Raw genomic sequence first — 22,105 nt, 5'->3', positions numbered from 1 at the left:
ACGCCGAGCGCCGGGACGCAACCCGGCGGCGGCGTGGCTCTGGGAGGACGGATGGCGGCGCCTGCCGGCGCCGCCATCCTGTGTCAGCGATGGCGACGCGGAGGCGTCACGGTGCGCAGGGCAAGGGACAGCCCGGTCAGGCCGACCTGGCCGTTCAGGCCTTCCTGGCCCGTCACGGACAGCGGCTGGAGCATGAACTGGTTCTGGAAGCCGCCGATCATCGCGTTCGCGCCGACGCCGACCGCGACCGTCGCCTGCAGTCCGACCCCGCCGAAATTGCCGCTGAGGCCGCCGCGCACGTTCCCCGCGGGGGCGATCACGCCCCAGGCCATGGAGCTGATGCTGGTATAGCCGATATCGATGCCCAGCGTGCTGGCGACGCCGTCATAATGCTCGATCTCGCCATAGGGATTGCGCCACACGCACGCGACGCGCTTCTGGGATCCGAGCACCCACCCGCTTCCGGCAGCTGCCGTGCAGCGCAGGACGCCGGCCTGGACGACCTGCGCGCTGGCCACCTGGGGAAGGGCCGTTGTGGCGAGCGCCGCGACCGCAAGGGCCGAAAGCGTTCTGATCATGATGTCCTCCGATGATATCCCTCTGTACGAAATGCACAGGCCACGCACTCGTTCCTGCCAAGCTTGTCGCGGGGCTGCGGAATCTGAAGACAGGGTGAATGTCGCGGGGGAGAGCGCGGCCACCGCGCCGGACACACATTGCGGATCCGGGATGCGTGCGTCTTCCTAACCCCGGCAGCGCGAAGCTCGCTCGCACCTCACGCGTCGAGATAGCCGGGTGGGACGGAGTCGGTGAGCCAGACGCCGTTATCGGCCTTCCAGAACGTCAAGCCGTCCGCGTGCATCCGCCCCGCCGCGACCCGAAACACGACGGGCTTGCCATGCCTGCTCCCGACGGTGGCGGCGGTGGTTTCGTCGAGCGAAAGGTGGACATGCTGCCTCCTGCCCGGCTTCAACCCTTCGGCCAGGATCGCGTCGACCGCGTCTCGTCCGGTTCCGTGGAACAGAAGGTCCGGCGGCGCAGAAGGGGCCAATCCGAGGTCCACCGAGACTGAGTGGCCCTGAGCGGCCGGATGAGCCTTCCGTCCTCGGAGAGCGTGAAACGCTTCTTGTCGCTCTCGGCCACGACCGCTTCGACAGTCGCGCGATCGATCCGATGCCCGGCCTGCTGCGCCTTGGCGACCAGTTGCTCGACAGAAGTCCAGCCGCCTGCGTCGAGCACGATCCCGAGGCTTTCGGGGGCGTGGCGCAGGACATAGCTCAACAGCTTGCTGGTATCCTTGCTCATGATGCCCTCGGCTCCGAACTCCTGTCCGGGAGGACGATAAGATTCCGACCTCGGCAGGTCACTGTCGACGGCAGGCGGAGCCAGTGGTGGAGCCGATCCGGCAGGGAGGCGCTCTCCATGAGCGAGGGACAGCGCATTCGCGGGCGGCCGAGAAGCCATCGGCGACCCGCGCAAAGGCCGAACCCGTGACCTCGATCGGATTTGATCATCGGGGCATCGCTGCGTCGATTTCGCCGAGGTGGCCAGCGTCCCGGCGGGGTCGTCGCCCATCGATCCGTTGCGGACCTTAAGCTGCAATGCGACCATTCGGGCATGCGGACCATGGTTCCTCGCGCCTTCGACCTGACATTCTCCAGCGAAGACGGTCCCTATCGGATCGGATTCGAGCCAGTCGGCGAATGGGACGGCCTTATCGAGGCGTCCATCGGCGGCGTCGCGATGCGATGGAGCGTCGATAGCGCTGAGCAGGAGGATGGGGCGGTGCTGCTCGGCGGGATGACGTCGGGCAGCTGGCAACTTTGGGGGCGGGTATTCTGGTTCGAGCTTCGTCTCGACGACCGGCCTGCAATCATTCGTTACTGGGATGACCGCTTCGTTTGGCGTGAGGATCGCCAACTCGACGGCGAGTTCGGGTCTCCAGAAACGGGCACGAAATGCTGAGAACCGATGTACTCGGAGCTGCGGGGATCATCTTGCGGCTTCAGGCCAAGCCAAGCTGACTGTCCGCTATGAGCTCAGCTTCTGGCGGGTGACGATTCGCGTTATCCGATCGGTATGAGCATCTTGCACATCGCTCCTGGCGACTCTGCCGGCGGGAGCCTCCTTCACGCGTTGCGCGATGCGGGCCAGGACGTGGAGGTGCTTCGCTTTCGAGACGATCTGAGTTGTGGGCCGATCGATCCACTCGACCCGACCGCGCGGGCAGCATGGTGGGGGCGATGGTACGACGGCATTGAAGTCGAGACGGCCTTTCGCCAGTTCCAGAAGCGTATCTCAACCGCCGACGGCCGTCTGATCGTCTGGTTCAGTCGACATTCTGCTTCTGAGTTCTGCTTCCTCCTTGCTTTAGAAACGTGGCTTGGAGACCGCCCTTTTCACGTCATCGACGTGACCGGACGGCAAGTGCCGTCGAAGGCGCGAGATGGTTCAACAGCATTATACGAACCTCACTCGGTCGCGACCATGCAGGCGGACGGCCTCAGGTCGCTGTTGGGGCAGGAGATGCTAATGGCCGCGCGCGAGCGACGTGAGGCCAAGGCGTTATGGCGTCACCTTCAGAAAGAAAACGCGCCCTTCCGGATCGTCACAGACACGGGGCTAGTCTCAACGACGATCGACCACTTCGACCCGCTGATCTTGGCGCAAGCGACTTCAGAATGGCAAGCCAGCGCCAGGATCATTGGAAATGCGCTCGGTTACAGCTCTCAGCCCTACCAGCAGGTCGGCGACTTGATGCTGCAAACGCGCCTTGTCGCCCTCGTCGAGCAAGGCCGGCTCCTCGCGGAGAGTGATCCCTGGGAAAGGTCGTGTCGAATTAAGGCTCTGTCGGCCGATTGATCCAAGGCACGGAGACTATCGCGGGCTCGCGTATGCGGGCCACCGGAATGTCTGGATCGCGGAGAGGGTGCCGAGACCGTTTCCCGCCCATCGCAGAGATGCACTCGCGAACGGTCCCTGACGCCCGCCCCCAATAGAAAAGCCCGGCCATGCGGCCGGGCTGGATTGCAGTCTCGAGCGGAAAAGCGTCAGCGCAGGGCGGCGCAGAAGCGCTGGATGCGGCGGCCGGCCTCTTCGAGCGCTTCGTTCGAGGTGGCGTAGGAGATGCGCAGGTTCGGGCCGAGGCCGAAGGCCGAGCCGTGCACCGCCGCGACGCCTTCGCTCTCGAGCAGTTCGAGCACGAAATCCTCGTCCGTCTCGATCGTCTTGCCGGAGGGGGCTTTCTTGCCGATCGTCGCCGCGCAGGACGGGTAGACGTAGAAAGCGCCTTCCGGCTTCGGGCAGACGAGGCCGTTCGCCTGGTTGAGCATCGAGACGACGAGATCCCGCCGGTCCTCGAAAGCCTTGCGGAAGCGCGGCAGGTGCTCCTGCGTGCCGTCCAGCGCCTCGACCGCCGCCCATTGCGAGATCGACGAGGTGCCCGAGGTCTGCTGGCCCTGGACGAAATCCATCGCCTTGATCAGCGTCTCGGGACCGGCGGCGTAGCCGATGCGCCAGCCGGTCATGGCATAGGCCTTGGAGACGCCGTTCATCGTCAGCGTGCGCTCGTAGAGGTTCGGCTCGACCTGGGCGGGCGTGACGAACTTGAAGTCGCCGTAGACGAGGTGCTCGTACATGTCGTCCGTGAGGATCCAGACATGCGGATGGCGGACGAGCACGTCCGTCAGCTTCTTCATCTCGTCCCAGCTATAGGCGGCGCCGGACGGGTTCGACGGCGAGTTGAGGATGATCCATTTCGTCTTCGGCGTGATGGCCCGCTCGAGGTCTTCCGGCTGGAGCTTGAAATCGTGCTCCATCGTCGCCTCGACGAGGACGGGCGTGCCGCCGCAGAGGCCGACCATCTCCGGATAGGAGACCCAGTACGGCGCGACCACGATCACCTCGTCGCCGGGGTTCATGGTCGCCATCAGCGCGTTGAAGATCACGTGCTTGCCGCCCGTGCCGACGATCGTCTGCGAGGGCTTGTAGTCGAGATCGTTCTCGCGCTTGAGCTTGCGGCAGATGGCCTCGCGAAGCTGCGGGATGCCGGAGACCGGCGTGTACTTCGTCTCGCCGCGGCGGATGGCCTCGATGGCCGCGTTCTTGATGTTGTCCGGCGTGTCGAAATCCGGCTCGCCGACCGAGAGCGAGATGACGTCCTTGCCTTTCGCTTTCAGGTCGCGGGCCTTCTGCGTCATCATGATGGTGGCGGAAGGCTTCACGCGCGAAAGGGTATCGGCCAGGAAGGCCATCGGACGTTCTCCATGCTGTCGAGAGACCCGGGGACCCTAGTCCCGGGCGCGTGAGGCGGCAAGAGACGCGGATCGCGCGAGCCCGGCGATTTTGCATGGCGCGGATGCGGCCGGCGCCGAGCCGGCCTCCGGCGCGCGATTTCCGCGATCGCATTGACCGGCGCTTAAGCGATCACCGCTTACGGTCGGCGCATGGGCGTCTCCGACATTCGCGACCTGGACCGGGACGGCGCCCGCCGCCTCGAAACCGTGTCCTGGCTGCTGATCGCGGTGACGGCGGCCGTGACGGCGGCCTGGTTCGCTCTCACGGACATGGCATTCGCCGTCTCGAGCGCCGTGCCGCCCCTGGCGGGCGCGGCCGTCGCGCTGGCCTGCGGCATCTTCTATCGGACCCTGCGGCCGGACGAGCGGCTGTCGAGCACGACGGTCGGTCTCGCACAACTGATCGCCTTCCCGGTCTTCGGGCTGCCGCTGTCCTATCTCGTGGCCTCGCTCGGCCGGCCGACGGTCGATCCGATGTTCCATGCCTGGGACCTCGCCCTCGGCCTCGACTGGCGCGCCTATCTCGGCTTCGTGAACGAGCGCCCGCTCCTCGGCAAGGTCCTGAAGGAGGCCTACGACAGCCTCCTGGTCCAGATGATCGTCGTCATGGCGGCGCTCGGGCTGACGGGCCGCGCCTATCAACTCCAGCGCTTCCTCGTCGCCTATTTCCTCGCCTCGCTCGTCACGATCGCGATCTCCGGCGTCCTGCCGGCCTATGCGATGTTCGTGCATCTCGGGCTGACCCCGGCCGATTACGCGAATCTGAGGCCGAGCGCCGCCGAGGTGCACGTCCCCGATTTCAACGCGCTCCGCTCCGGCGCGATGACGGTGATCTCGCTGAAACACGCCGAGGGCATCATCACCTTCCCGAGCCTGCATGCGACGCTCGGCCTGTTGTTCATGGTCGCGCTCTGGTCGGTGCCCTGGCTTCGCTGGCCCGGCGTCGCCGTGAACCTCCTCCTGATCGCCGCGACCCCGATCGACGGCGGCCATTACTTCGTGGACGTCGCGGCCGGCCTCGTCATCGGCGTCGCCGCGCTCGGGGCGGCCGACGCCCTGGCCGCCCTCCGCAGGACGCCGCGGGCGGTCGCCGTAGCCGAGACGTCCTGATCCCGGGCCGAACCCGCCGCGATCTCGCGCATTGCCCCAGTCGAAGAGACGGAGCAGAGCCATGGATATTGCGACGGACAAGGTGTGCGACCTCATCGTGCGCGCACGGACCATCGACGGGAAGGACGGCGAGACCGATCCCGATTCGGGCTCGAACCCGATCGACGACGGCTCGACGGACGTCCTCACCTCCGCTCGCGGGGATTCGACCGAGGATCAGGTCCGCGAGTTCATCGCCGGCCTCAACGACGACGAGCGTCACGATCTGGTCGCCATCGCCTGGATCGGGAGGGGCGATTTCGAGGCGTCGGACTGGGCGGAGGCGCTGCGGACGGCCCGCGAGCGCGAAACCCTCTCCACCGCCGACTATCTCCTCGGCATCCCGAATCTCGGCGATCTTCTCGACGAAGGCCTCGCAGCCCTCGGGCGCCGCTGCGATTGAAGAGCGCGGATAGACCGACGGGAGGGAGGCTCGCGCGTCAGGGTGCGATCGCGCGGGAAAGCGCTTCGATCGCCGTCCTCGAGGCCGTCGCGTCAGCCTGCTCGGCGAGAGCGGGCTCGATCGCCGCGGCAAGGCCGGGGGAGGCCAGCGCCGCCTCGGCCGCGGCCATCCAGGCGCCTGAGGCACGCAGGCGCGCCTTCGACGGATCCGTGTCGAGGCCGCTCGACAAGGCGTGACGAAGCAGCACCAGGCTCGCCTGGTCGAGCAGATCGCGCGTGCGCCGCGCCGCCTCGGCCGGCCAGGCCTGCTTGACGAGCGCGTCCTGGCCTTCGGCGAGGGCGGCGAAGAGCCGCTCGTTCAACGCTCCCTGTCCGGCCTCGGTCACGGCCTCGAAGACCGAATCCTTGCCGCCGGGTCCGTAATAGAAGGCGAAGATCTCGTTCCAGTTCTTCGGTGAGCCGTTCGTCAGGGCCCAGTTGGGCCGGGCCGCCTTCGCTTTGCGCTCGGCCTCGGCCAATTCGTATCGCGCCCAGTTGATCATCAGGGCGGGCGCGGCGCCGCCGAGGAACGCCACGCGGTCCGCGTCGCTCGTCCGCCTGAAGCGCGACGTCCGCATCAGCGCGGCGTTCCACTGAAGCGCCTGGAAGGACGGCGTGCCGAAGTGTCGGCTCGAGAGCGGCAGCACGGCTCCGAAGCGGCCGTTGTAATCGTCGGCCACGATGCCGAGCGAATGGTTCTTGAAGTGCCGGCCGTAGGCATAGAGGGTGAGGGCGGCGGGCCAATCCGGCTGGGCCCTGTCGACCAGCGCCTTCAGGTCCCGCCAATCCAGCGCCGCCCTGTTATGGTCGCGCACGTCCGCGGCCGTGACGAAGGGGCCATGGCCGATGGCCCACTCGTCCTTCGCCGCGCCCGGCAGGACCGTCGCGAAGAAGATGGCAAGAATTGCTGCCGGCAATGTCCGCATCTTTCCCTCCGACGTTGATCGAGTTTTTGTATCACGACTGCCCTGGCGTCAAATCGACTAGATTAGAATGTATCGAAGGATGCTGTTGCTTGGCCTCCGTCGTCGGAGCGGATGGCCGACAGCGGGGTCGTGCCGTCCCGGAGCCTTGTCGCGATATGGCTGGACGTCGCCGGCCGGACGCTGCAGGCTGCGGGAAGAGCCCGAGGAGCTTCGCGATGCCGGTTTCCGGAAAAGGGATGTTGCTCACCACCATGGACATCCCGCCCGAGCATGAGGCGGAGTTCAATGAATGGTATGATCGCGAGCACCTCGCGGAGCGGGTCGCGATCCCGGGCTTCCTGGAGGCGCGCCGCTACATCGCGGTCGATGCGGCACCGAAATATCTCGGCCTCTACTCGACCGGCCGGTTCGATGACCTGTCGAGCCCCGCCTACAAGCATGCTCTGGCGAACCAGACCGAATGGTCGAAGACGAACCTTGCGCGGTTCAAGAATATGGGGCGCGCCGTGGCCCGCATCACCGCGAGCGGCGGCCAGGGGCGTGGCGGCGTGCTCGCCATGCTGCGCCTGCGGCCAAGGATGGACGAGCCCGACGCGTTGCGGCGCCGGATCGCGGCGCTGTTCAAGCCGGCCGGCACGGCCGGCGTCATCGCAATGCACCTCCTCGAGAACGATCCGGCCCTCTCCGTCTCGCTGACGGAGCCCGATGCCGAGGATCCGGGCGCAGGTGACTGGCGCGTGCTCGTCGACGGGTCGGACATCGCGGCCGTGCTGGCCTTCGCGGAGCAGCGCCTCGTGCCGGCCCTCGGCGCCGAAGGGGAGCGGATCTCGCTCGGCACCTATCGGCTTCTCTGGGACCTCGCCAAGGCCGATCTCTGAACGGGAGACCGTCGCGAGCGCTGCTCAGGCCTTCAGCAGCGCCTCGATCCGCTCGCGCCATGCGTCGGCTTGCGGAGGCGTGCCGAGGCCCGCGAGTTCGACCGGACGGCGCGCGCCCGCGACCGTCAGCCTGACGAGAGGAAAGGGGCCGTCCTCGGTCTCGCGGAGATGCAGGGCGATCCCTTCGACCCGGGCGAATGGGATTTCGTCGCGCCAGGAGCCGAGCGGAGAGACCACGTCGCGGCGGATCACGCGCCGCTCGGCGTCGAAATCGAGTGTCTTTCGGGCGGAGAACGCGATGAAGAGACCGACGGCGCCGACGCCCGCGAAGGCGAGGATGGCCACGACGGCGATCGCATCCGTCCAGGCGGGCGGGAACCAGCGGCCGAGATGGAGGAAGATCGCGCAGCCGCCGAACATGGACAGCCCGATGGTGCCGGCGAAGACACGCGCGGCCAGCGACAGCTTCTCTTCGCGGTAGATCAGCCCGCCGGAATACTCACGGATCTGGATCAACGTGTGCGCTCTCCGCCGCGGCTCTGCTTGTCGCACCTTTCGGCATCAGGCAAGCGCAGGCGGCCTGCGCGGCGGGCAACGCTTCTATACGGGTCAGTATCTGTCCAGGCTGCGTCCCTTCACGCCGCCGAGCTGTCCTTCCCCCAGCGCTCCGTCCGGCGCGTAGTAGCCGGCGGCCTTCTTGGCCTCCATCTCGACCGAGGCGTCGGGCGGGACCAGATGCTGCGGGATCGGCACGCGCTCGCCGACCTCGATGCCGGAGCCGACGATGGCGTCGTATTTCATGTTCGACATCGACATCAGCCGGTCGATGCGCCGGATGCCGAGCCAGTGGAGGATGTCCGGCATCAATTGCTGGAAACGGGCGTCCTGGACGCCGGCGACGCATTCGGTGCGCTCGAAATAGGTCGCGGCGCTGTCGCCGCCCTCCTGGCGCTTGCGTGCGTTGTAGACGAGGAACTTCGTCACTTCGCCGAGCGCGCGGCCCTCCTTGCGGTTGTAGACGACGAGCCCCGCGCCGCCGGCTTGAGCCTCGCGCACGCATTCCTCGATCCCGTGGATGAGGTAGGGCCGGCAGGTGCAGATGTCGGAGCCGAAGACGTCCGAGCCGTTGCACTCGTCGTGGACGCGGCAGGCGATCCGCTTCGTCGGATCGGCCAGGGACGCCACCTCGCCGACCACATAGGCCGTCATTCCGCCGATCGGGGGCAGGAAGACCGACACGTCCGGCCGTGTCACGAGTTCCGGGAACATGCCGCCGGTCTGCTCGAACAGCGTGCGGCGCAGCGCCTGCTCGCTCGTCTCGAAGCGCCGCGCGAGGCCCGGGAGCCACCAGACGGGGTCGATCGCGATCTTCGTGACGGCGATGTCGCCGTTCGGATGCAGGATTTCGCCGTCGGCCGCGATGCGGTGCGCGGCCAGCGAGGCGAGGATCTCGGGCAGGTTCAGGCGTGCCCGCGTGATCGCGATGGTCGGCCGGATATCGGTCCCGGTGGCGATGGCCTCGCCGAACACCTCCCCGGCCACGTGTCCGAACGGATCGAGCGAGACGATCCGATCGGGATCGCCCCATGAGGGATGGGGGCCGACCGGTACGACCGGGTGCGTGTTGTGCAGGTCGGGCCGCGCCAGCGGGTTGAGGGCCCGGGCCGAGATCGCGAGGGCGCGATAGACGGAATAGGCCCCGCCATGGGAGCCGATCACGTTGCGGTCGGCCGGATTCGTGACCGAGCCGATGACGGGACCCCGGCGCACCGGGTCGGGATCGCCCCAGTGGAGCGGCCGCCGGATGCCGACCCCTGGTTCGGGATGGGACGTGAGGCGGATATGATGCGTCCGATTCGGCGTCGTCATGGCAGATCACCCAGGAGAGCCTCAGGGGACGACCGGATCCGACTGTCCTGCAAGGGACGCCCGGGGTCAACGTTGCGCGCCTGTCGCCGCGGAACGATTCACCCAATCCCGCCTTTAAGGTTGAGCCGGGCCGGGATTAGCCTAGGTTCGGGCGGCGGCATCAAGGAGAATGATGTGCTGAAACGACTAATCCTCACCTTGGCGCTCCTGATCGGAGCCTTCGTCGTGACGCAAGGGCCGAGCCAAGCAGCTCCCCTGGGCGCATCGGCGCAGGCTCAGAGCACGGCGCCCGCGAACGTCGAGAAGGCGCAGTATTATTACTATCGGCGCCGCTACCGTCCGCGGTACTACGGCTATCGCCGTTATTATCGCCCGCGGGCTTATTACTACCGCCCGCCCGTGTATCGTCGGTACTATTATCGGCCGCGGTATTACTGGTAGCTGATTTGGTGGCCCCGTCTTCGGACGGGGCTGCTTGCTCTGGACGGTACGGCGGTCACGCTGCCGTTGTACGATGTGAAACCGTGGAGCGGCCGCGCATCCGAGGGTCGTTCGACCCGACGGCAGGCCAGAGGCCAAGCGCCTCTCCGCGCTCCTCCTAGGCCGTGTCGGCCGCCTTACACCAGGCCGCCGAGCACGCCCGGAAGGTTCGTCCCGACCGATACGAACGTCTCGATCCCGGCCGCGCGCCAGGCCGCCTCATGCTCCCCGGGCCGGCCGGCGATCGCGATATGCCGGGCGCCGGCCTGCCGCAGCGCGTTGGCCACGGCCTCGGCCTCCTGCGCGTAGATGTCGTCCGAAGAGCAGAGGCACGCGATCTCGCTCCCCGACGCGCGGAACGCCGCGACCAAGGCCTCCCTGTCCGCGAAGCCGTCATTCGTCAGCGCCTCGATGCCGACGGCCTCGAAGGCGTTGCGCGCGAAGGTGGTCCGAGCGGTGAAGGCGGCCGGGGTGCCGAGATTGGCGAGGAAGACCGAGGGCCTGCGACCCGTCGCGGCGAGCCTCGCATCGGAGCGGTCGCGCAGGACCTCGTAGAGTTCCGCGTCGCGCCGGGAAGGCAGCGGGCCGCCATTCGTCGCGGCCGGCGCCGCCGGCGCCTCGATCAGGACCGCGACGGGCGTCTCGCGCAGGTCCGGGAATTCGCTGGTCCCCGTGATCGGGTCGCGCCGCACGGCGATTGCCGCTTCGCGCTTCCCGCGGGTCTCGGCGAGACGCCCGGCGAGGGCGCCCGAGGCGAGCGAGGCGGCGATCCCGCCTTCGCTCTCGATCTCGCGAAAGCGCTTCCAGCCCTCGCGCACCAGATCGTCCGTGAGGGTCTCGAAGGTCCCCGAGCCGGCGACGGGGTCGGCCGCCCGCCAAAGGTTGGATTCCTCGAGCAGCACCAGCTGCGTGTTCCGGGCGAGGCGCCGCGCGAAGGCGTCCGGCAGGCCGAGCGCGGCCGTGAAGGGCAGGACCGAGACGCCGTCCGCTCCGCCGATGCCGGCCGAGAAGGTGGCGAGCGTCGTGCGCAGCAGGTTGACCCACGGATCGCGCCGCGTGGTCATGCGCCAGGCAGTCTCGGCCGCGAGCTGAACGGGCTTCGGCGCGAGGCCGCACGAGGATTCGATGGCCGCCCAGAGCCGGCGGAAGGCGCGGAACTTGGCGACCGTGAGGAACTCGTCGGCATCCGCGACGAGCAGGAAGGACAGCGCGCCGCGCGCCGCCTCGAGATCGTGGCCGCCCGCCTCGAGGGCGCGCAGATAGGCGACGCCCGTCGCGAGCACGCAGGCGAGTTCCTGCGCCTCGCTCGCGCCGGCCTCGTGATAGGGCCGCCCGTCGGCCCGCGCGAAGCGGCCCGAGAAGCCGGCCTTCGCGACGCGTCCGAACCGGTCGGACAGCGCGGCGCTCCACGCATCGTCGAGTTCGCCGCTGCCTGCGGCTGCTCCGATCGGATCGAGGCCGAGATCGAGGTCGAGCGTCGCGAGATCGTGTCCGCGCGCCCGTGCGAGATCGTGCACGGCCTCGACGGCGGCCGCCGCGTCCGGGCCTGGATCGAGGCGGAGCGCGATCAGATCGAGCATGACCCCGTCGAGCGTCGTCGCGAGACTCTCGGGCGAGATCGCGAGACCGAAGCCACGCGCCGAACGGCTGCCGGTGGCGGCGATGACGAGCGCGTCCGCACCACCCTCGAGGTCCGCTCGCACGAGCGCGTTGGCGACCGAAGGGTCCGGATGGTCGACCCGGGCGATGATCCGCCAGGGAGTGGCGGCGCGTCCGGCCACCGGCTGCGTGTCTTCGGCCTTGGCGTAGAGGGGATCGATCCGGATTCCGTCATAGCTGCGCCCGACGAGGACCTTGTCGAAGTCCCGGCCCTTCAGCGCCTTCTCGGCGGCCGCGCGCCAAGCCTCTTGGGTCGGCGCCGGGAATTCGGACGCGAGGGGGAGATCGGCAGCTTGTTCGGACATGTCCAACGCCTAGCTTCTGCCGCGCGCCTGCGCAACGGCAGGGCTTTTGCGCCAGCGTCGAGGCGCCGCGTTGAGGCCGTCTGCGGATTCCGTCAGACTGCCTGGAACCGGCCCCTATCCCGGATCGTCTTCAGCTTATGCGAGCCTTCCTCGGCGCGATCCTCGGCGCTCTGTGTCTCAGCCTTCTGTCGCCCGCATCGCAGGCGGCGCCGAAGGCGTCCGACCTCGTCCAGGCCGAGCTCCTCACCGAATCCCGTGCGATCGAGCCGGGCAAGCCCTTCACGGTCGGCGTGCGGCTCCGGATGGCGGAGCACTGGCACACCTATTGGCGCAATCCCGGCGATTCCGGCCTCGCGACGGAGATCGACTGGACGCTGCCGCCCGGCTTCGAGGCCGGGCCGATCCAGTGGCCGACGCCCTCTCGCATCCCCGTCAGCCATCTCGTCAATTACGGCTACGAAGACGAGACGACGCTGCTGGTCGAGGTGACGCCGCCCGCCGATCTCGCTCCCGGCAAGTCCGTGTCGATGAAGGCGCTCGTGCGCTACCTCGTCTGCGAGCGCGAATGCATTCCGGGCGAGGCGGACCTCTCCGCGACGGTCCCCACGGCCGCCGCCGGCCAGGGCGGCGGAGCCGAGCCGACCAGCGCCTACATCTTCACCGCCGCGCGCGCGAGCCTTCCGAAACCCTCCCCCTGGAAGACCTCGGTTTCGGGAGAGGGCGAGCGGATCACGCTGTCGGTCGAGGCTCCGGGGCTGAAGCCGGACGGCATCGCCTCCGCCTACTTCTTCCCGGCCGGCGAGACCGCGCTCGATCATGCCGCGCCGCAGGCCCTGACGATGAGGCCTGACGGCTTCTCGCTCGGCCTGCAGCGCAGCAACGTCGCGAGCGGGCCCATCCCGACCGAGCTTCCGGGCGTGCTGGTGATCGAGGAGAAGCTGGACGGCGGCACGGCCCGGCAGAGCTTCCAGATCGGCACGGCTCCCGAGCCGGCCAAGGGGAGCGGAGCAGGGGCCCTGCCTCCCGCGGCGACCAACGCGCCGCCGGTCGATCTCGGTTTCGGTTCAGTTGCTTGGGCGGCGTTCTTCGCGTTCCTCGGCGGCCTCGTCCTGAACCTGATGCCCTGTGTCTTCCCGGTCCTGTCGATCAAGGTGCTGAGCCTCGTGCGGCATTCCGGCGAGGGCGCGGCGTCGATCCGCCTCGCGGGTCTCGCCTACACGGCCGGCGTCGTCGTGAGCTTCCTTGCCCTCGCCGGGCTGCTGCTCGCGGTCCGGGCGGGAGGCGCCGAGATCGGCTGGGGCTTCCAGCTTCAGTCGCCGGCCCTCGTCGTCGGCCTGATCTTCCTGCTCGCGGCCGTCGGCCTCAGCCTGTCGGGCGTGGTGGAGTTCGGCACGGGGATCGCGGGCCGCGTCGGAACGCTGACCACCGGCTCCGGAGCCTCGGGCTCCTTCCTGACCGGCGTGCTGGCGGCCCTCGTCGCGACGCCATGCACGGCGCCGTTCATGGGCGCGGCCGTCGGCTACGCGCTGACGGCACCGCCCGTCGTCGCGCTCTCGGTCTTCGCGGCGCTGGGGCTCGGTCTCGCCGCGCCGTTCCTCGTCCTCACGCTCTGGCCCGCCCTGCTCGCGCGTCTGCCGCGACCGGGTCCCTGGATGGATACGCTGAAGCAGGTCCTCGCCTTTCCCGTCTACGCGACGGTGGCATGGCTGCTCTTCGTCCTCGCCCAGCAGGTGGGGCCGGGTGCGCTGTTCTCGACGCTGCTCGGCCTCGTGCTTCTCGGCTTCGGCCTCTGGTGCTGGCGGCTCGCCGCGATGCGCGACGGCTGGGGCCGGCGGATCGGGCAGAGCGCGGCGGTCGCCTCGCTCGCGGGGCTCCTGGCGATCGGCTGGAGCGTCGCCCAGGAGCGGCCACCGGCGGCCGGACAGGCCGCCGCGAGCCAGGACGGGACGGAGCCCTTCACCCAGGCCCGGCTCGATCAGCTTCGTGCGGAGGGGCGGCCCGTCTTCGTCAACATGACGGCGGCCTGGTGCATCACCTGCCTCGTCAACGAGCGCACGGTCCTGTCGACGGCCGCCGTGAAGGCGAAGCTGGGCGAGACCGGCACCGTCTACCTCAAGGGCGACTGGACGAACCAGAACCCCGAGATCACGCGCCTTCTCGAGCGACACGGTCGCAGCGGCGTGCCGCTCTACGTGCTCTATCCGGGGCAGGGCGAGCCCGTCGTGCTGCCCCAGATCCTGACCTCGTCCATGGTCGTCGACAGCCTGTCCGCCTTGCCGGCGGGCGTGCGGCGCGCCGAGGCGAGCATCCCTTCACCCGCGAATTGACAAGAGAGGAGCGAGCCATGCTGAACCGACGCCACGCCTTGACTGCCATCGCCGCGACGACGCTGTTCCTTGCCGGGCCGGCCCTCGCCGTCGGCGCGCAGGGCCCCAAGATCGGAGCGCCGGCTCCGAGCTTCTCCGCCACGAATGCCGATGGAAAGCCGGTCTCCCTGGCCGATTACAAGGGCAAGACGGTCGTCCTCGAATGGACGAACGACGAGTGCCCCTTCGTGCGCAAGCACTACGAGGGCAAGAACATGCAGGCGCTCCAGAAGAAGTGGACCGGCAAGGATGTCGTCTGGCTGACGATCATCTCCTCGCCGCCCGGCGAGCAGGGCTATGCCGATGCGGCGAAGGCCAACAAGCTGACCGCCGACCGCAGCGCCGCGCCGACCGCCGTCGTCCTCGATCCGAAGGGTGATGTCGGGCGCGCCTTCAAGGCGCAGGTCACGCCGCACATGTACATCATCAAGGGCGACGGCACGCTGGCCTATATGGGCGGGATCGACGACAAGCCGTCGGCGAGGATCGAAGACCTCAAGGGCGCGAAGAACTATGTCGACGTGGCGCTGCAGGAGATCGCGGACGGCAAGGCCGTCTCGACGCCGACCTCCCGCCCCTATGGCTGCACGGTGAAGTTCACCTCGTAGACCGGCAACCTCTCCGGCGCGCGGCGGTGCTTGCCATCGCCGCCGCCTGTTCGGGGTGAAAGGGACGGCGCCGTCGCGAGGACGAGCGCCGAACCATCACTCCCGCAACGCTTCCAGGCCTCTCCAGTCGAAGGCGATGCCGTGTCCCGGCCGCTCCGGCGCCACCGCGACGCCCTCCTCGATGCGCAGGGGCTCGGCGATGTAGCGGTCGAGACCGAAGCCATGGGCTTCGAGATAGGATCGGTTCGGGCAGGCCGCGAGGAGATGGACCGTCACGTCGTGGGCGCCATGGCTCGTGACCGGCAGATTGAACGCCTCGGCGAGATGGGCGATCTTCATGAACGGCGTGACGCCGCCGCAATTGGTGACGTCCGGCTCGGGGAAGGTGACGCCCCCGCCCGCGATGTAGAGTTTGAACTCCCAGAGGCTGCGCAGGTTCTCGCCCGCTGCGATCGGAACGCCGCCTTCCCGCACGATCCGCGCATGGCCGGCGGGATCGTCCGGAATGGTCGGCTCCTCGAGCCAGGTAAGGTCGGCGTCCCGGAAGGCGCGGGCCGCCCGGATGGCCTCGTCGACGCTCCAGCGCATGTTGGCGTCGGCCATGAGCGGGATGTCGGGGCCGAGATGCGCCCGCATCGCCTTCACCCGCTCCGCATCCTCGTGGAGACGGGGCCGGCCGACCTTCATCTTGATCGCGCGAAAGCCCTTGGCGAGGTTGCCGTCGGTCTGGCGCAGAAGGGCGTCGAGCGGCAGGTCGAGATCGATGCCCCCGGCATAGACGGGGACCCGCGCGTCATAGCCGCCGAGCAGCCGCCAGAGCGGCAGGTCCGCGCGCACGGCCTTGAGGTCCCACAGCGCGATGTCGAAGGCCGAGATCGCGAAGACGGTTGCGCCGCCGCGGCCGCCGTAATGGAGCGCCCACCACAGCCTGTGCCAGAGGCGCTCGACATCGTTCGCTTCCTCGCCGGCGGCGATCTCCGCGATTTCCGCCAAGACCGAGGCGACGGCGGCGCCGTTGCGGCCGACCGTATAGGTGTAGCCGACGCCCTCACGTCCGTCCGCATCGACGAGGCGGACCGTGATCAGCTCGAAATGGGTGATCGTGCCGTGCGTGGAATCCGACAGAGGCTCAGGAAGCTCGATCCGGTAATATCCGGGCGTGATCGATCGCAGACGCGCCATGGTGTTGTCCTCCCTGTGACCGTTGTCGCGGACGAGGGGAGGGCCGGCAAGGCGGATGGGGCAGACGGATCGGAGAGGCCGGCGCGCGCCGGCTCGGGTCAGGCCGCCTGCGAGTACTGACCGTACTGCGCGGAGGCGACGATCACGTCCTTGCCGCCTGCGGTTTGCAGATCTTCGTAGGCGCCGACGAGGATCGGGCTCGAGGGATCGAGATCGGAGGCGAGGACGACGGCGTCGACGCGCGGCGCGATCAGCTTGGTGAGCTGGCGGTCGTCCCGTCCGACGAGTGCGCAGACGATCCAGCCATAGGTGCTGTCGAGGGCCTGAAGGGCCACATCGAGGCTTTCGGGCGAACCGGTAATGGCCTCGTTGAGGAGGGTGCCCGGCTCGATCCGGTAGAGCGCGGAGCCCGCGTCGCGCATGATCACGTCCGAGAACGAGGCCTCTCCGGCGACGAGATCGGTCAGGCCGAGATGAGCGTCGATCGGCGTCGATTCATCCGCATCGATCGAGATGAGGATCGTGCGAGTGCTTCGGGCGAGGGTCTGCCCGAGCCCCCGCGAGACGCGCTCGACATCGTCGCGGCCGCCGATTCCGGTGACGAGGAGGCGGCGACCGCGGCCGGCGATCGGCGTGCGGGACACCCGCTCGACGAGCGCGGCGAAATCGTAGTTCGGATCGGGCGCGTCGATCGCGTCCACCCGAGCTTCGGGCCGCATGTCCAGGACCGGGCCGCGATGGGTGGCGTCCGACCGGGTGACGGGTCCGAGATCGAGCTCGAAATCGGCATCGGGCTCGCTCCGCGGCGACGCGGCACGGGCGACGCGCTGGTAGGGCAGCAGGGCGCCGGCCTGTTCGCGCTCCTCCGGCCGATAGGAGGTCAGGAGTTCGCGGGACACGATGGCGCCGACGCACAGGAGGAACATCGCGAGGGTCGACAGCGCGATGATCGGCAGCTTCTTCGGGAAGGAGGGGATCTGCGGCACGACGGCGTGGGAGATCACGCGCGCATCCGGCGGGACGCCGAAATCGGCATCGCGGGCGGCGGCGTCGCGGTAGCGGCCGAGATAGCTTTCGAGCTGCTCGCGCAGGATGCGGGCCTCGCGCTCGAGCGCCCGAAGCTCGACCTCGTTGGCATTGGCTTCGGCGACGATCTTCTTTTGGGACTCGATCGCCGCTTCCAGCGCTTCGACGCGCGAGCCGGCGATCTTGGCATCGTTTTCGAGCGTGCGGACGGTACGCTCCGCGGCGAGCCGGATCTGCTGTTCGAGATCGGCAAGCTGGGCATTCAGTTCCTTGATGCGCGGGTGCTGCGGCATCAGGGTGCGCAGCTCGAGAGCGAGCTGTGCCTTGAGGCTCACGCGCTGCTCGAGAAGCCGGCGGATCAGTTCGTTGTTGGCGACGTCCGGGATGTCGAAGGCCCGCCCTTCGCGGAGGGCGTCGCGGATCAGCTTGGCCTTGGCCTGCGTGTCGCTGCGCGTGGCCCGCGCCTGAGCGAGCTGGGCCGACAGTTCCGACAATTGCTGCGCCGACAGGGTCGTCGTGCCGGAGCCCGCGAGGAGGCCCGTCTTGGCCCTGAAGGCCTCGACCTTCGCCTCGGCCTCGGCGACGCGCTTGCGCAGGCTCTCCACGTTCGATCCGAGCCACGAGGAGGCCGAGCGGGCCTGGTCCTTCTTCGTGTCCTCCTGGCGACCGAGATAGATCTCGGCCACGGTGTTGGCTCCGCGGGCGGCGAGGTCCGGGTCCTGCGACCGGAACTCGATCGCGACGATGCGGGACTTTCCGACCGGATAGACGAGGAGGCTGCGGTAATAGGCGTCGAGGACACGATCCTCGGGCGCGCGCTCCGGCCCGCTCTTCGTCAGGCCCAGCGTCTCCTTGATGGTCTGGACGATCCCCTTGCTGCCGGATTGCGGATCGAATTCGGCATTGCCGACGAGGCCGAGGCGGCGGATCGCCTCGCGGGCGAGATCACGCGACATGACGACCTGGACCTGGCTCGCCACGGCCTGTTCGTCGATCTGCGGGGACTGGTCCGGAGCCCGGTCGCCGGGGCCCGGACGGGTGAAGGTCGAATCGCTCGTCTGAAGCAGGATCTTCGCTTCGCCCGTGTAGCGCGGCGTCACGGTGAAGACATACGCCGCCGAGGCGATCATCGCCGCGAGCGTCGGGAGGACGACCCAGCGCCACTTGCGGATCAGTGCCCGGCCGACATCGGCGACCGTCGCTTCCGAGGAGGCGGGCCGGTCGTCGGAGGTCGAAGCAACGAATGACTGGGTCATGGTCGATTCCCATGGACGCGACACGAAACTTGGCCGCGACAAGACCTCATTAAGGTTGAAGCCGAGTTAAGGCAGATATTGGACCGTCTTCTGCAGGACCGACCTCGTCGTCGGGAGCTGCCGGAGCTGCCGTCGGCGCGAGAGGCATCTAAGCGCTGCCAATGTTTCACCGAACACCGGTCGTGCGGCGCGCCGTGGTTAACAAAAACCCTTCGTTAACCCTGCTGCGGGTATCCGAAGACGTGTCTCATTGCTTCGGATCCTCCGAATGAACCGGCGTCAGGCCCTTTTCGGCCTCTCCATGACAGGGCTTGCGCTCGGCGGCTGCATGCGTCGTCCGGAGGTTCGCCCGGACTTCAGACTGGCCGGGCCCTACGTGCTCGCAACCGGCGACCGGCTGCGGATCATCGTGTTCGGCCAGGATTCGCTCTCGAACATCTATCAGATCGACGCCTCGGGCCGGATCGCCATGCCGCTGGTCGGCGTTGTCCAGGTCGGCGGGTTGTCCACGGCCGGGGCCGCCAATGCGATCGCGGCGAAGCTCCGCGGGGGCTTCATCCGCGAGCCGAAGGTGACGGTCGAGGTCGATACCTATCGGCCCTTCTTCATCCTCGGCGAAGTGACCAATTCCGGGCAGTTCCCGTTCGTGAACGGCGCGACCATCCAGACGGCGGTCGCGATCGCGGGAGGCTTCACGCCGCGGGCGGAGCGGAACTATGCCGAACTGACGCGCCGGACACCGCGGGGGATCGTGGTCGGGGATGTCCCGATCACCTATCCGATCCGGCCCGGCGACACGATCGTCATCAAGGAACGCTGGTTCTGAGGGCGCTGCGGTGACTGCGAGTTCCGGCCCTCTCCGCATCCTGCATGTCTTCCGGGCGCCGCTCGGGGGCCTGTTCCGGCACGTTCTCGACGTCGCGCATGGGCAGATCGAGCGCGGCCACGAGGTCGGCATCTTCTGCGACGCCAGCACCGGCGGGGCGCGGGCCGAGGCTGCGCTGGCCGAGCTGGCTCCCGCGCTCGCCCTCGGCATGCACCGCGTTCCGATGCGTCGGCTGCCGCATCCGAGCGACCTCTCCGCGCTGTCGGCGCTGGGTGCTCTCTATCGCCGTGCCCGCCCCCACGTCCTGCATGCGCATGGATCGAAAGGCGGCGTCTACGCCCGCGTCCTCACCATACCCGGCCTCGGTCGGCATACGATCCGCGCCTATACCCCCCATGGCGGCAGCTTCAACTACCATCCGGGCTCGGGCAGCCATCGGCTCTACATGGCGATCGAACGGTTGCTCGAGCGACGCACGGACGCCTTCCTGTTCGAGAGCGACTACATCCGCGATCGTTTCGAGACGTTCGTCGGGCGAAGCTCGAAGCTCGTTCGGGTGATCCGGAACGGCATTGCCGAAGAGGAATTCACGCCCCTCGAACGGGCCTCCGACCCGTTCGACCTCGTGTATCTCGGCGAACTCCGCGAGGCGAAGGGCGTCGATACGCTGATCGATGCGCTCGCCATCATCCGCCAGCGGCAGGGGAGGGCGCCGACGCTCCTCGCCGTCGGTTCCGGCCCGAGCGAAGAGGCTCTGCGCCGGCGCGCGGCGGAGGCGGGCGTCGTGGATGCCATCACCTTCGAGCCGCCGCAGCCGATCCGCCCGGCGCTGGCGCGCGCCTGCATCATGGTGATCCCCTCCAAGGCGGAATCCCTGCCCTATGTGATCCTGGAGGCGGCCGCCGCGGCCCAGCCCCTCGTCTCGACCGATGTCGGGGGCATTCCCGAGATCTTCGGCCCCTACGGCGCCGAGCTGATCCGGCCGGACGATCCGGCCGTCCTCGCGACGGCGATCGCCGCCAAGATGGCCGAGCCCGAAGAGACGCGCATGGAAAAGGCGCGGGCGCTCAGCGACCAGGTGCGGCAAGGCTTCCGGATCGACACGATGGTCGAGAGAGGGATCGAAGGCTACCGCGAGGCGCTCGCTGCCCGCGGCATCTGATCCGCTCGGGGGATTCGTCGCTCGCGGCGCGGCTGCGCCGCCGCTGGCTTTATTTCGAACGTTCCGTTGAAGCTTCCGTAAGTGCTGCCTCGGTATTGCTCGCCCGGAGGCGGCGGCGCCCGGCGCCCGTCGCATCCTTTGTGCGAGTAGCGGGACGATGAGCGGAATCGACTTTCGCGATATGCTGGGCAAGGTGGCCGGCCTCAATGGAAGCGGGCCCGGCCCGGCCCGGCCTGCTGCCCCGGACATGGCGATTCCCCGGCAGGCTCGGCTGTCCCCCGTCGTCACGGTCGGGCTGGTCCGGGTCGCGGACGGCGCGATCCTCGTCGCGAGCGGTGCGGCCGTCCATGGCGCCTATCTGTCGACGACCCTGGGATTCGAATGGGTCTACGCCTTCGCGATCCTGATCGTATCGGCTCTCGCTCTCGTCGCGTTCCAGGCGGCGGGCGTCTACACGATGGGCGCCCTGCGCTCGTTCTTCCGCTCCGGCGCCACGATCGCGGCGGCCTGGACGCTGGTCATGCTGGCTCTGGCCGCCTGCGTCTTCTTCCTCAAGCTGTCCGACCAGTTCTCCCGCGTCTGGCTCGTGGCCTGGTACGCCGCGGGCCTCGGCGGCCTGCTGGTCGAGCGCTTCCTCGTCGGCCGCTACGTCACGGCGATGACCCGCGCCGGCCGGTTCGACAGGCGCGCCGCGATCGTCGGAGGAGGGCAGCCGGCCAACGAAATCATCCGGGCGCTTCAGACGCAGCCCGAATCCGGGATCCGCATCATCGGCATCTACGACGACCGCGACGATGCCCGCTCGCCGAGCCTCGTCGACGGCTACGCCAAGCTCGGAACCGTGTCCGACCTCGTGGAGGATGCCCGGGAGAACCCGATCGACCTCGTCATCTTCACGCTGCCGATCTCCGCCGAGAACCGGCTGCTCGAGATGCTCGGCAAGCTCTGGGTGCTGCCGATCGATATCCGCCTGTCCGCCCATGCCTCCAAGCTGAAGCTGCGGCCCCGCAGCTATTCCTATATCGGCACGGTCCCGGTCTTCGACGTGTTCGACCGCCCGATCGCGGATTGGGATCACGTCCTCAAATGGCTGTTCGACAAGGTCGTCGGCTCGATCCTGCTCGTGCTGTGCGCGCCGATCCTGCTCCTCGCGGCGATCGCGGTGAAGCTCGACTCCAAGGGTCCCATCCTGTTCCGCCAGCGCCGCTACGGCTTCAATAACGAGCTCGTCGAGGTCCTGAAGTTCCGGTCCATGTATGTCGATCAGAGCGACGCGACGGCCTCCCGGCTGGTCACGCGCGGGGACCCGCGCGTGACCCGGGTCGGCCGCTTCCTGCGCAAGAGTTCGATCGACGAATTGCCGCAGCTCATCAACGTCGTCTTCAAGGGCAATCTGTCGCTCGTCGGCCCGCGCCCTCATGCACTGCAGGCCAAGGCGCAGAACCGGCTCTACGACCAGGTGGTCGACAGCTACTTCGCCCGGCACCGCGTCAAGCCCGGCATCACCGGCTGGGCCCAGATCAACGGCTGGCGCGGTGAGACGGATACGGAGGAGAAGCTCCAGCGCCGCGTGGAGCACGATCTCTACTACATCGAGAACTGGTCCGTGTTCTTCGACCTCTACATTCTCCTCGCCACCCCCTTCGCTCTTCTGAAGAGCGACAACGCCTATTGACG

The 22,105-nt window shown here is 68.3% G+C and carries 19 protein-coding genes and 1 pseudogene; 11 read left to right on the top strand and 9 right to left on the bottom strand.

Annotated elements, in window-relative coordinates; all coding sequences use genetic code 11:
• Positions 1 to 83 precede the first annotated feature (83 nt).
• Both EV668_RS10515 and EV668_RS10510 read right to left on the bottom strand, forming a co-directional pair.
• The gene (locus EV668_RS10515; RefSeq protein WP_133769689.1) at positions 84 to 578 is read right to left on the bottom strand and encodes a DUF992 domain-containing protein; all 495 of its coding nucleotides are present in this window, start codon (positions 576 to 578) and stop codon (positions 84 to 86) included.
• Between the two features lie 197 nt (positions 579 to 775).
• A pseudogene (locus tag EV668_RS10510) lies at positions 776 to 1,305 on the bottom strand (RNA 2'-phosphotransferase).
• A 312-nt stretch (positions 1,306 to 1,617) separates the two neighbouring features.
• On the opposite strand from EV668_RS10510, the gene EV668_RS10505 reads away from it, so the two are divergent.
• Complete coding sequence (locus EV668_RS10505; RefSeq protein ID WP_133769688.1) at positions 1,618 to 1,965, top strand: hypothetical protein; 348 nt, start codon at positions 1,618 to 1,620, stop codon at positions 1,963 to 1,965.
• 114 nt (positions 1,966 to 2,079) lie between these two features.
• Positions 2,080 to 2,862 (top strand): DUF3658 domain-containing protein, encoded by a 783-nt coding sequence (locus tag EV668_RS10500; RefSeq protein ID WP_133769687.1) that lies wholly within the window; start codon positions 2,080 to 2,082, stop codon positions 2,860 to 2,862.
• A gap of 188 nt (positions 2,863 to 3,050) precedes the next feature.
• Here EV668_RS10500 and EV668_RS10495 read toward each other — a convergent pair whose 3' ends face one another.
• Positions 3,051 to 4,253, bottom strand: coding sequence for a pyridoxal phosphate-dependent aminotransferase (locus EV668_RS10495; protein WP_133769686.1), 1,203 nt, complete (start codon positions 4,251 to 4,253; stop codon positions 3,051 to 3,053).
• A 192-nt stretch (positions 4,254 to 4,445) separates the two neighbouring features.
• Between EV668_RS10495 and EV668_RS10490 the strand changes: the two genes are divergently transcribed.
• Both EV668_RS10490 and EV668_RS10485 read left to right on the top strand, forming a co-directional pair.
• Entirely contained in the window at positions 4,446 to 5,405 is a 960-nt protein-coding gene (locus tag EV668_RS10490; RefSeq protein ID WP_133769685.1) for a phosphatase PAP2 family protein, read from the top strand.
• A gap of 61 nt (positions 5,406 to 5,466) precedes the next feature.
• Positions 5,467 to 5,847, top strand: a complete 381-nt coding sequence (locus EV668_RS10485) for a DUF3775 domain-containing protein (RefSeq protein WP_133769684.1) — start codon at positions 5,467 to 5,469, stop codon at positions 5,845 to 5,847.
• Positions 5,848 to 5,884: 37 nt separating this feature from the next.
• Here EV668_RS10485 and EV668_RS10480 read toward each other — a convergent pair whose 3' ends face one another.
• Positions 5,885 to 6,811, bottom strand: a complete 927-nt coding sequence (locus EV668_RS10480) for a hypothetical protein (protein ID WP_133769683.1) — start codon at positions 6,809 to 6,811, stop codon at positions 5,885 to 5,887.
• Positions 6,812 to 7,026: 215 nt separating this feature from the next.
• Between EV668_RS10480 and EV668_RS10475 the strand changes: the two genes are divergently transcribed.
• The gene (locus EV668_RS10475) at positions 7,027 to 7,689 is read left to right on the top strand and encodes a DUF4286 family protein (protein ID WP_133769682.1); all 663 of its coding nucleotides are present in this window, start codon (positions 7,027 to 7,029) and stop codon (positions 7,687 to 7,689) included.
• 24 nt (positions 7,690 to 7,713) lie between these two features.
• On the opposite strand, the gene EV668_RS10470 is transcribed toward EV668_RS10475, so the two are convergent.
• Positions 7,714 to 8,205, bottom strand: a complete 492-nt coding sequence (locus EV668_RS10470; protein ID WP_133769681.1) for a hypothetical protein — start codon at positions 8,203 to 8,205, stop codon at positions 7,714 to 7,716.
• A 93-nt stretch (positions 8,206 to 8,298) separates the two neighbouring features.
• Complete coding sequence (locus EV668_RS10465; RefSeq protein ID WP_133769680.1) at positions 8,299 to 9,558, bottom strand: GTP cyclohydrolase II; 1,260 nt, start codon at positions 9,556 to 9,558, stop codon at positions 8,299 to 8,301.
• Between the two features lie 174 nt (positions 9,559 to 9,732).
• On the opposite strand from EV668_RS10465, the gene EV668_RS10460 reads away from it, so the two are divergent.
• A complete protein-coding gene (locus tag EV668_RS10460; protein WP_133769679.1) occupies positions 9,733 to 9,999 on the top strand; it encodes a hypothetical protein in 267 nt (88 codons plus the stop codon).
• Positions 10,000 to 10,175: 176 nt separating this feature from the next.
• Here EV668_RS10460 and EV668_RS10455 read toward each other — a convergent pair whose 3' ends face one another.
• Positions 10,176 to 12,002: a methylmalonyl-CoA mutase family protein gene (locus EV668_RS10455; protein WP_133769678.1), complete on the bottom strand. Its 1,827-nt coding sequence runs from the start codon at positions 12,000 to 12,002 to the stop codon at positions 10,176 to 10,178.
• Positions 12,003 to 12,139: 137 nt separating this feature from the next.
• Between EV668_RS10455 and EV668_RS10450 the strand changes: the two genes are divergently transcribed.
• Positions 12,140 to 14,329, top strand: coding sequence for a protein-disulfide reductase DsbD family protein (locus EV668_RS10450; protein WP_133769677.1), 2,190 nt, complete (start codon positions 12,140 to 12,142; stop codon positions 14,327 to 14,329).
• A 17-nt stretch (positions 14,330 to 14,346) separates the two neighbouring features.
• On the top strand, positions 14,347 to 14,976 hold the full coding sequence (locus EV668_RS10445; protein WP_133769676.1) for a redoxin domain-containing protein: 630 nt from the start codon (positions 14,347 to 14,349) through the stop codon (positions 14,974 to 14,976).
• Between the two features lie 96 nt (positions 14,977 to 15,072).
• Here the strand turns inward: EV668_RS10445 and EV668_RS10440 are convergent, their stop codons facing one another.
• Together EV668_RS10440 and EV668_RS10435 are read right to left on the bottom strand one after the other, a co-directional pair.
• The gene (locus EV668_RS10440; RefSeq protein WP_133769675.1) at positions 15,073 to 16,158 is read right to left on the bottom strand and encodes a mandelate racemase/muconate lactonizing enzyme family protein; all 1,086 of its coding nucleotides are present in this window, start codon (positions 16,156 to 16,158) and stop codon (positions 15,073 to 15,075) included.
• A 98-nt stretch (positions 16,159 to 16,256) separates the two neighbouring features.
• On the bottom strand, positions 16,257 to 18,440 hold the full coding sequence (locus EV668_RS10435) for a GumC family protein (RefSeq protein WP_133769674.1): 2,184 nt from the start codon (positions 18,438 to 18,440) through the stop codon (positions 16,257 to 16,259).
• A 268-nt stretch (positions 18,441 to 18,708) separates the two neighbouring features.
• Between EV668_RS10435 and EV668_RS10430 the strand changes: the two genes are divergently transcribed.
• From EV668_RS10430 to EV668_RS10420, 3 genes are all read left to right on the top strand, one after another.
• A complete protein-coding gene (locus EV668_RS10430) occupies positions 18,709 to 19,266 on the top strand; it encodes a polysaccharide biosynthesis/export family protein (protein ID WP_133769673.1) in 558 nt (185 codons plus the stop codon).
• A 10-nt stretch (positions 19,267 to 19,276) separates the two neighbouring features.
• Entirely contained in the window at positions 19,277 to 20,428 is a 1,152-nt protein-coding gene (locus EV668_RS10425) for a glycosyltransferase family 4 protein (protein ID WP_245512994.1), read from the top strand.
• Positions 20,429 to 20,585: 157 nt separating this feature from the next.
• Positions 20,586 to 22,103, top strand: a complete 1,518-nt coding sequence (locus EV668_RS10420) for an undecaprenyl-phosphate glucose phosphotransferase (protein WP_133769671.1) — start codon at positions 20,586 to 20,588, stop codon at positions 22,101 to 22,103.
• The last annotated feature ends 2 nt before the right edge of the window (positions 22,104 to 22,105 follow it).

The organism is Enterovirga rhinocerotis (genome assembly GCF_004363955.1).
GTDB lineage: Bacteria > Pseudomonadota > Alphaproteobacteria > Rhizobiales > Beijerinckiaceae > Enterovirga > Enterovirga rhinocerotis.
The sequence above is the reverse complement of the archived record's forward strand: the minus strand, read 5'-3'. Positions and strand labels throughout refer to the sequence as shown.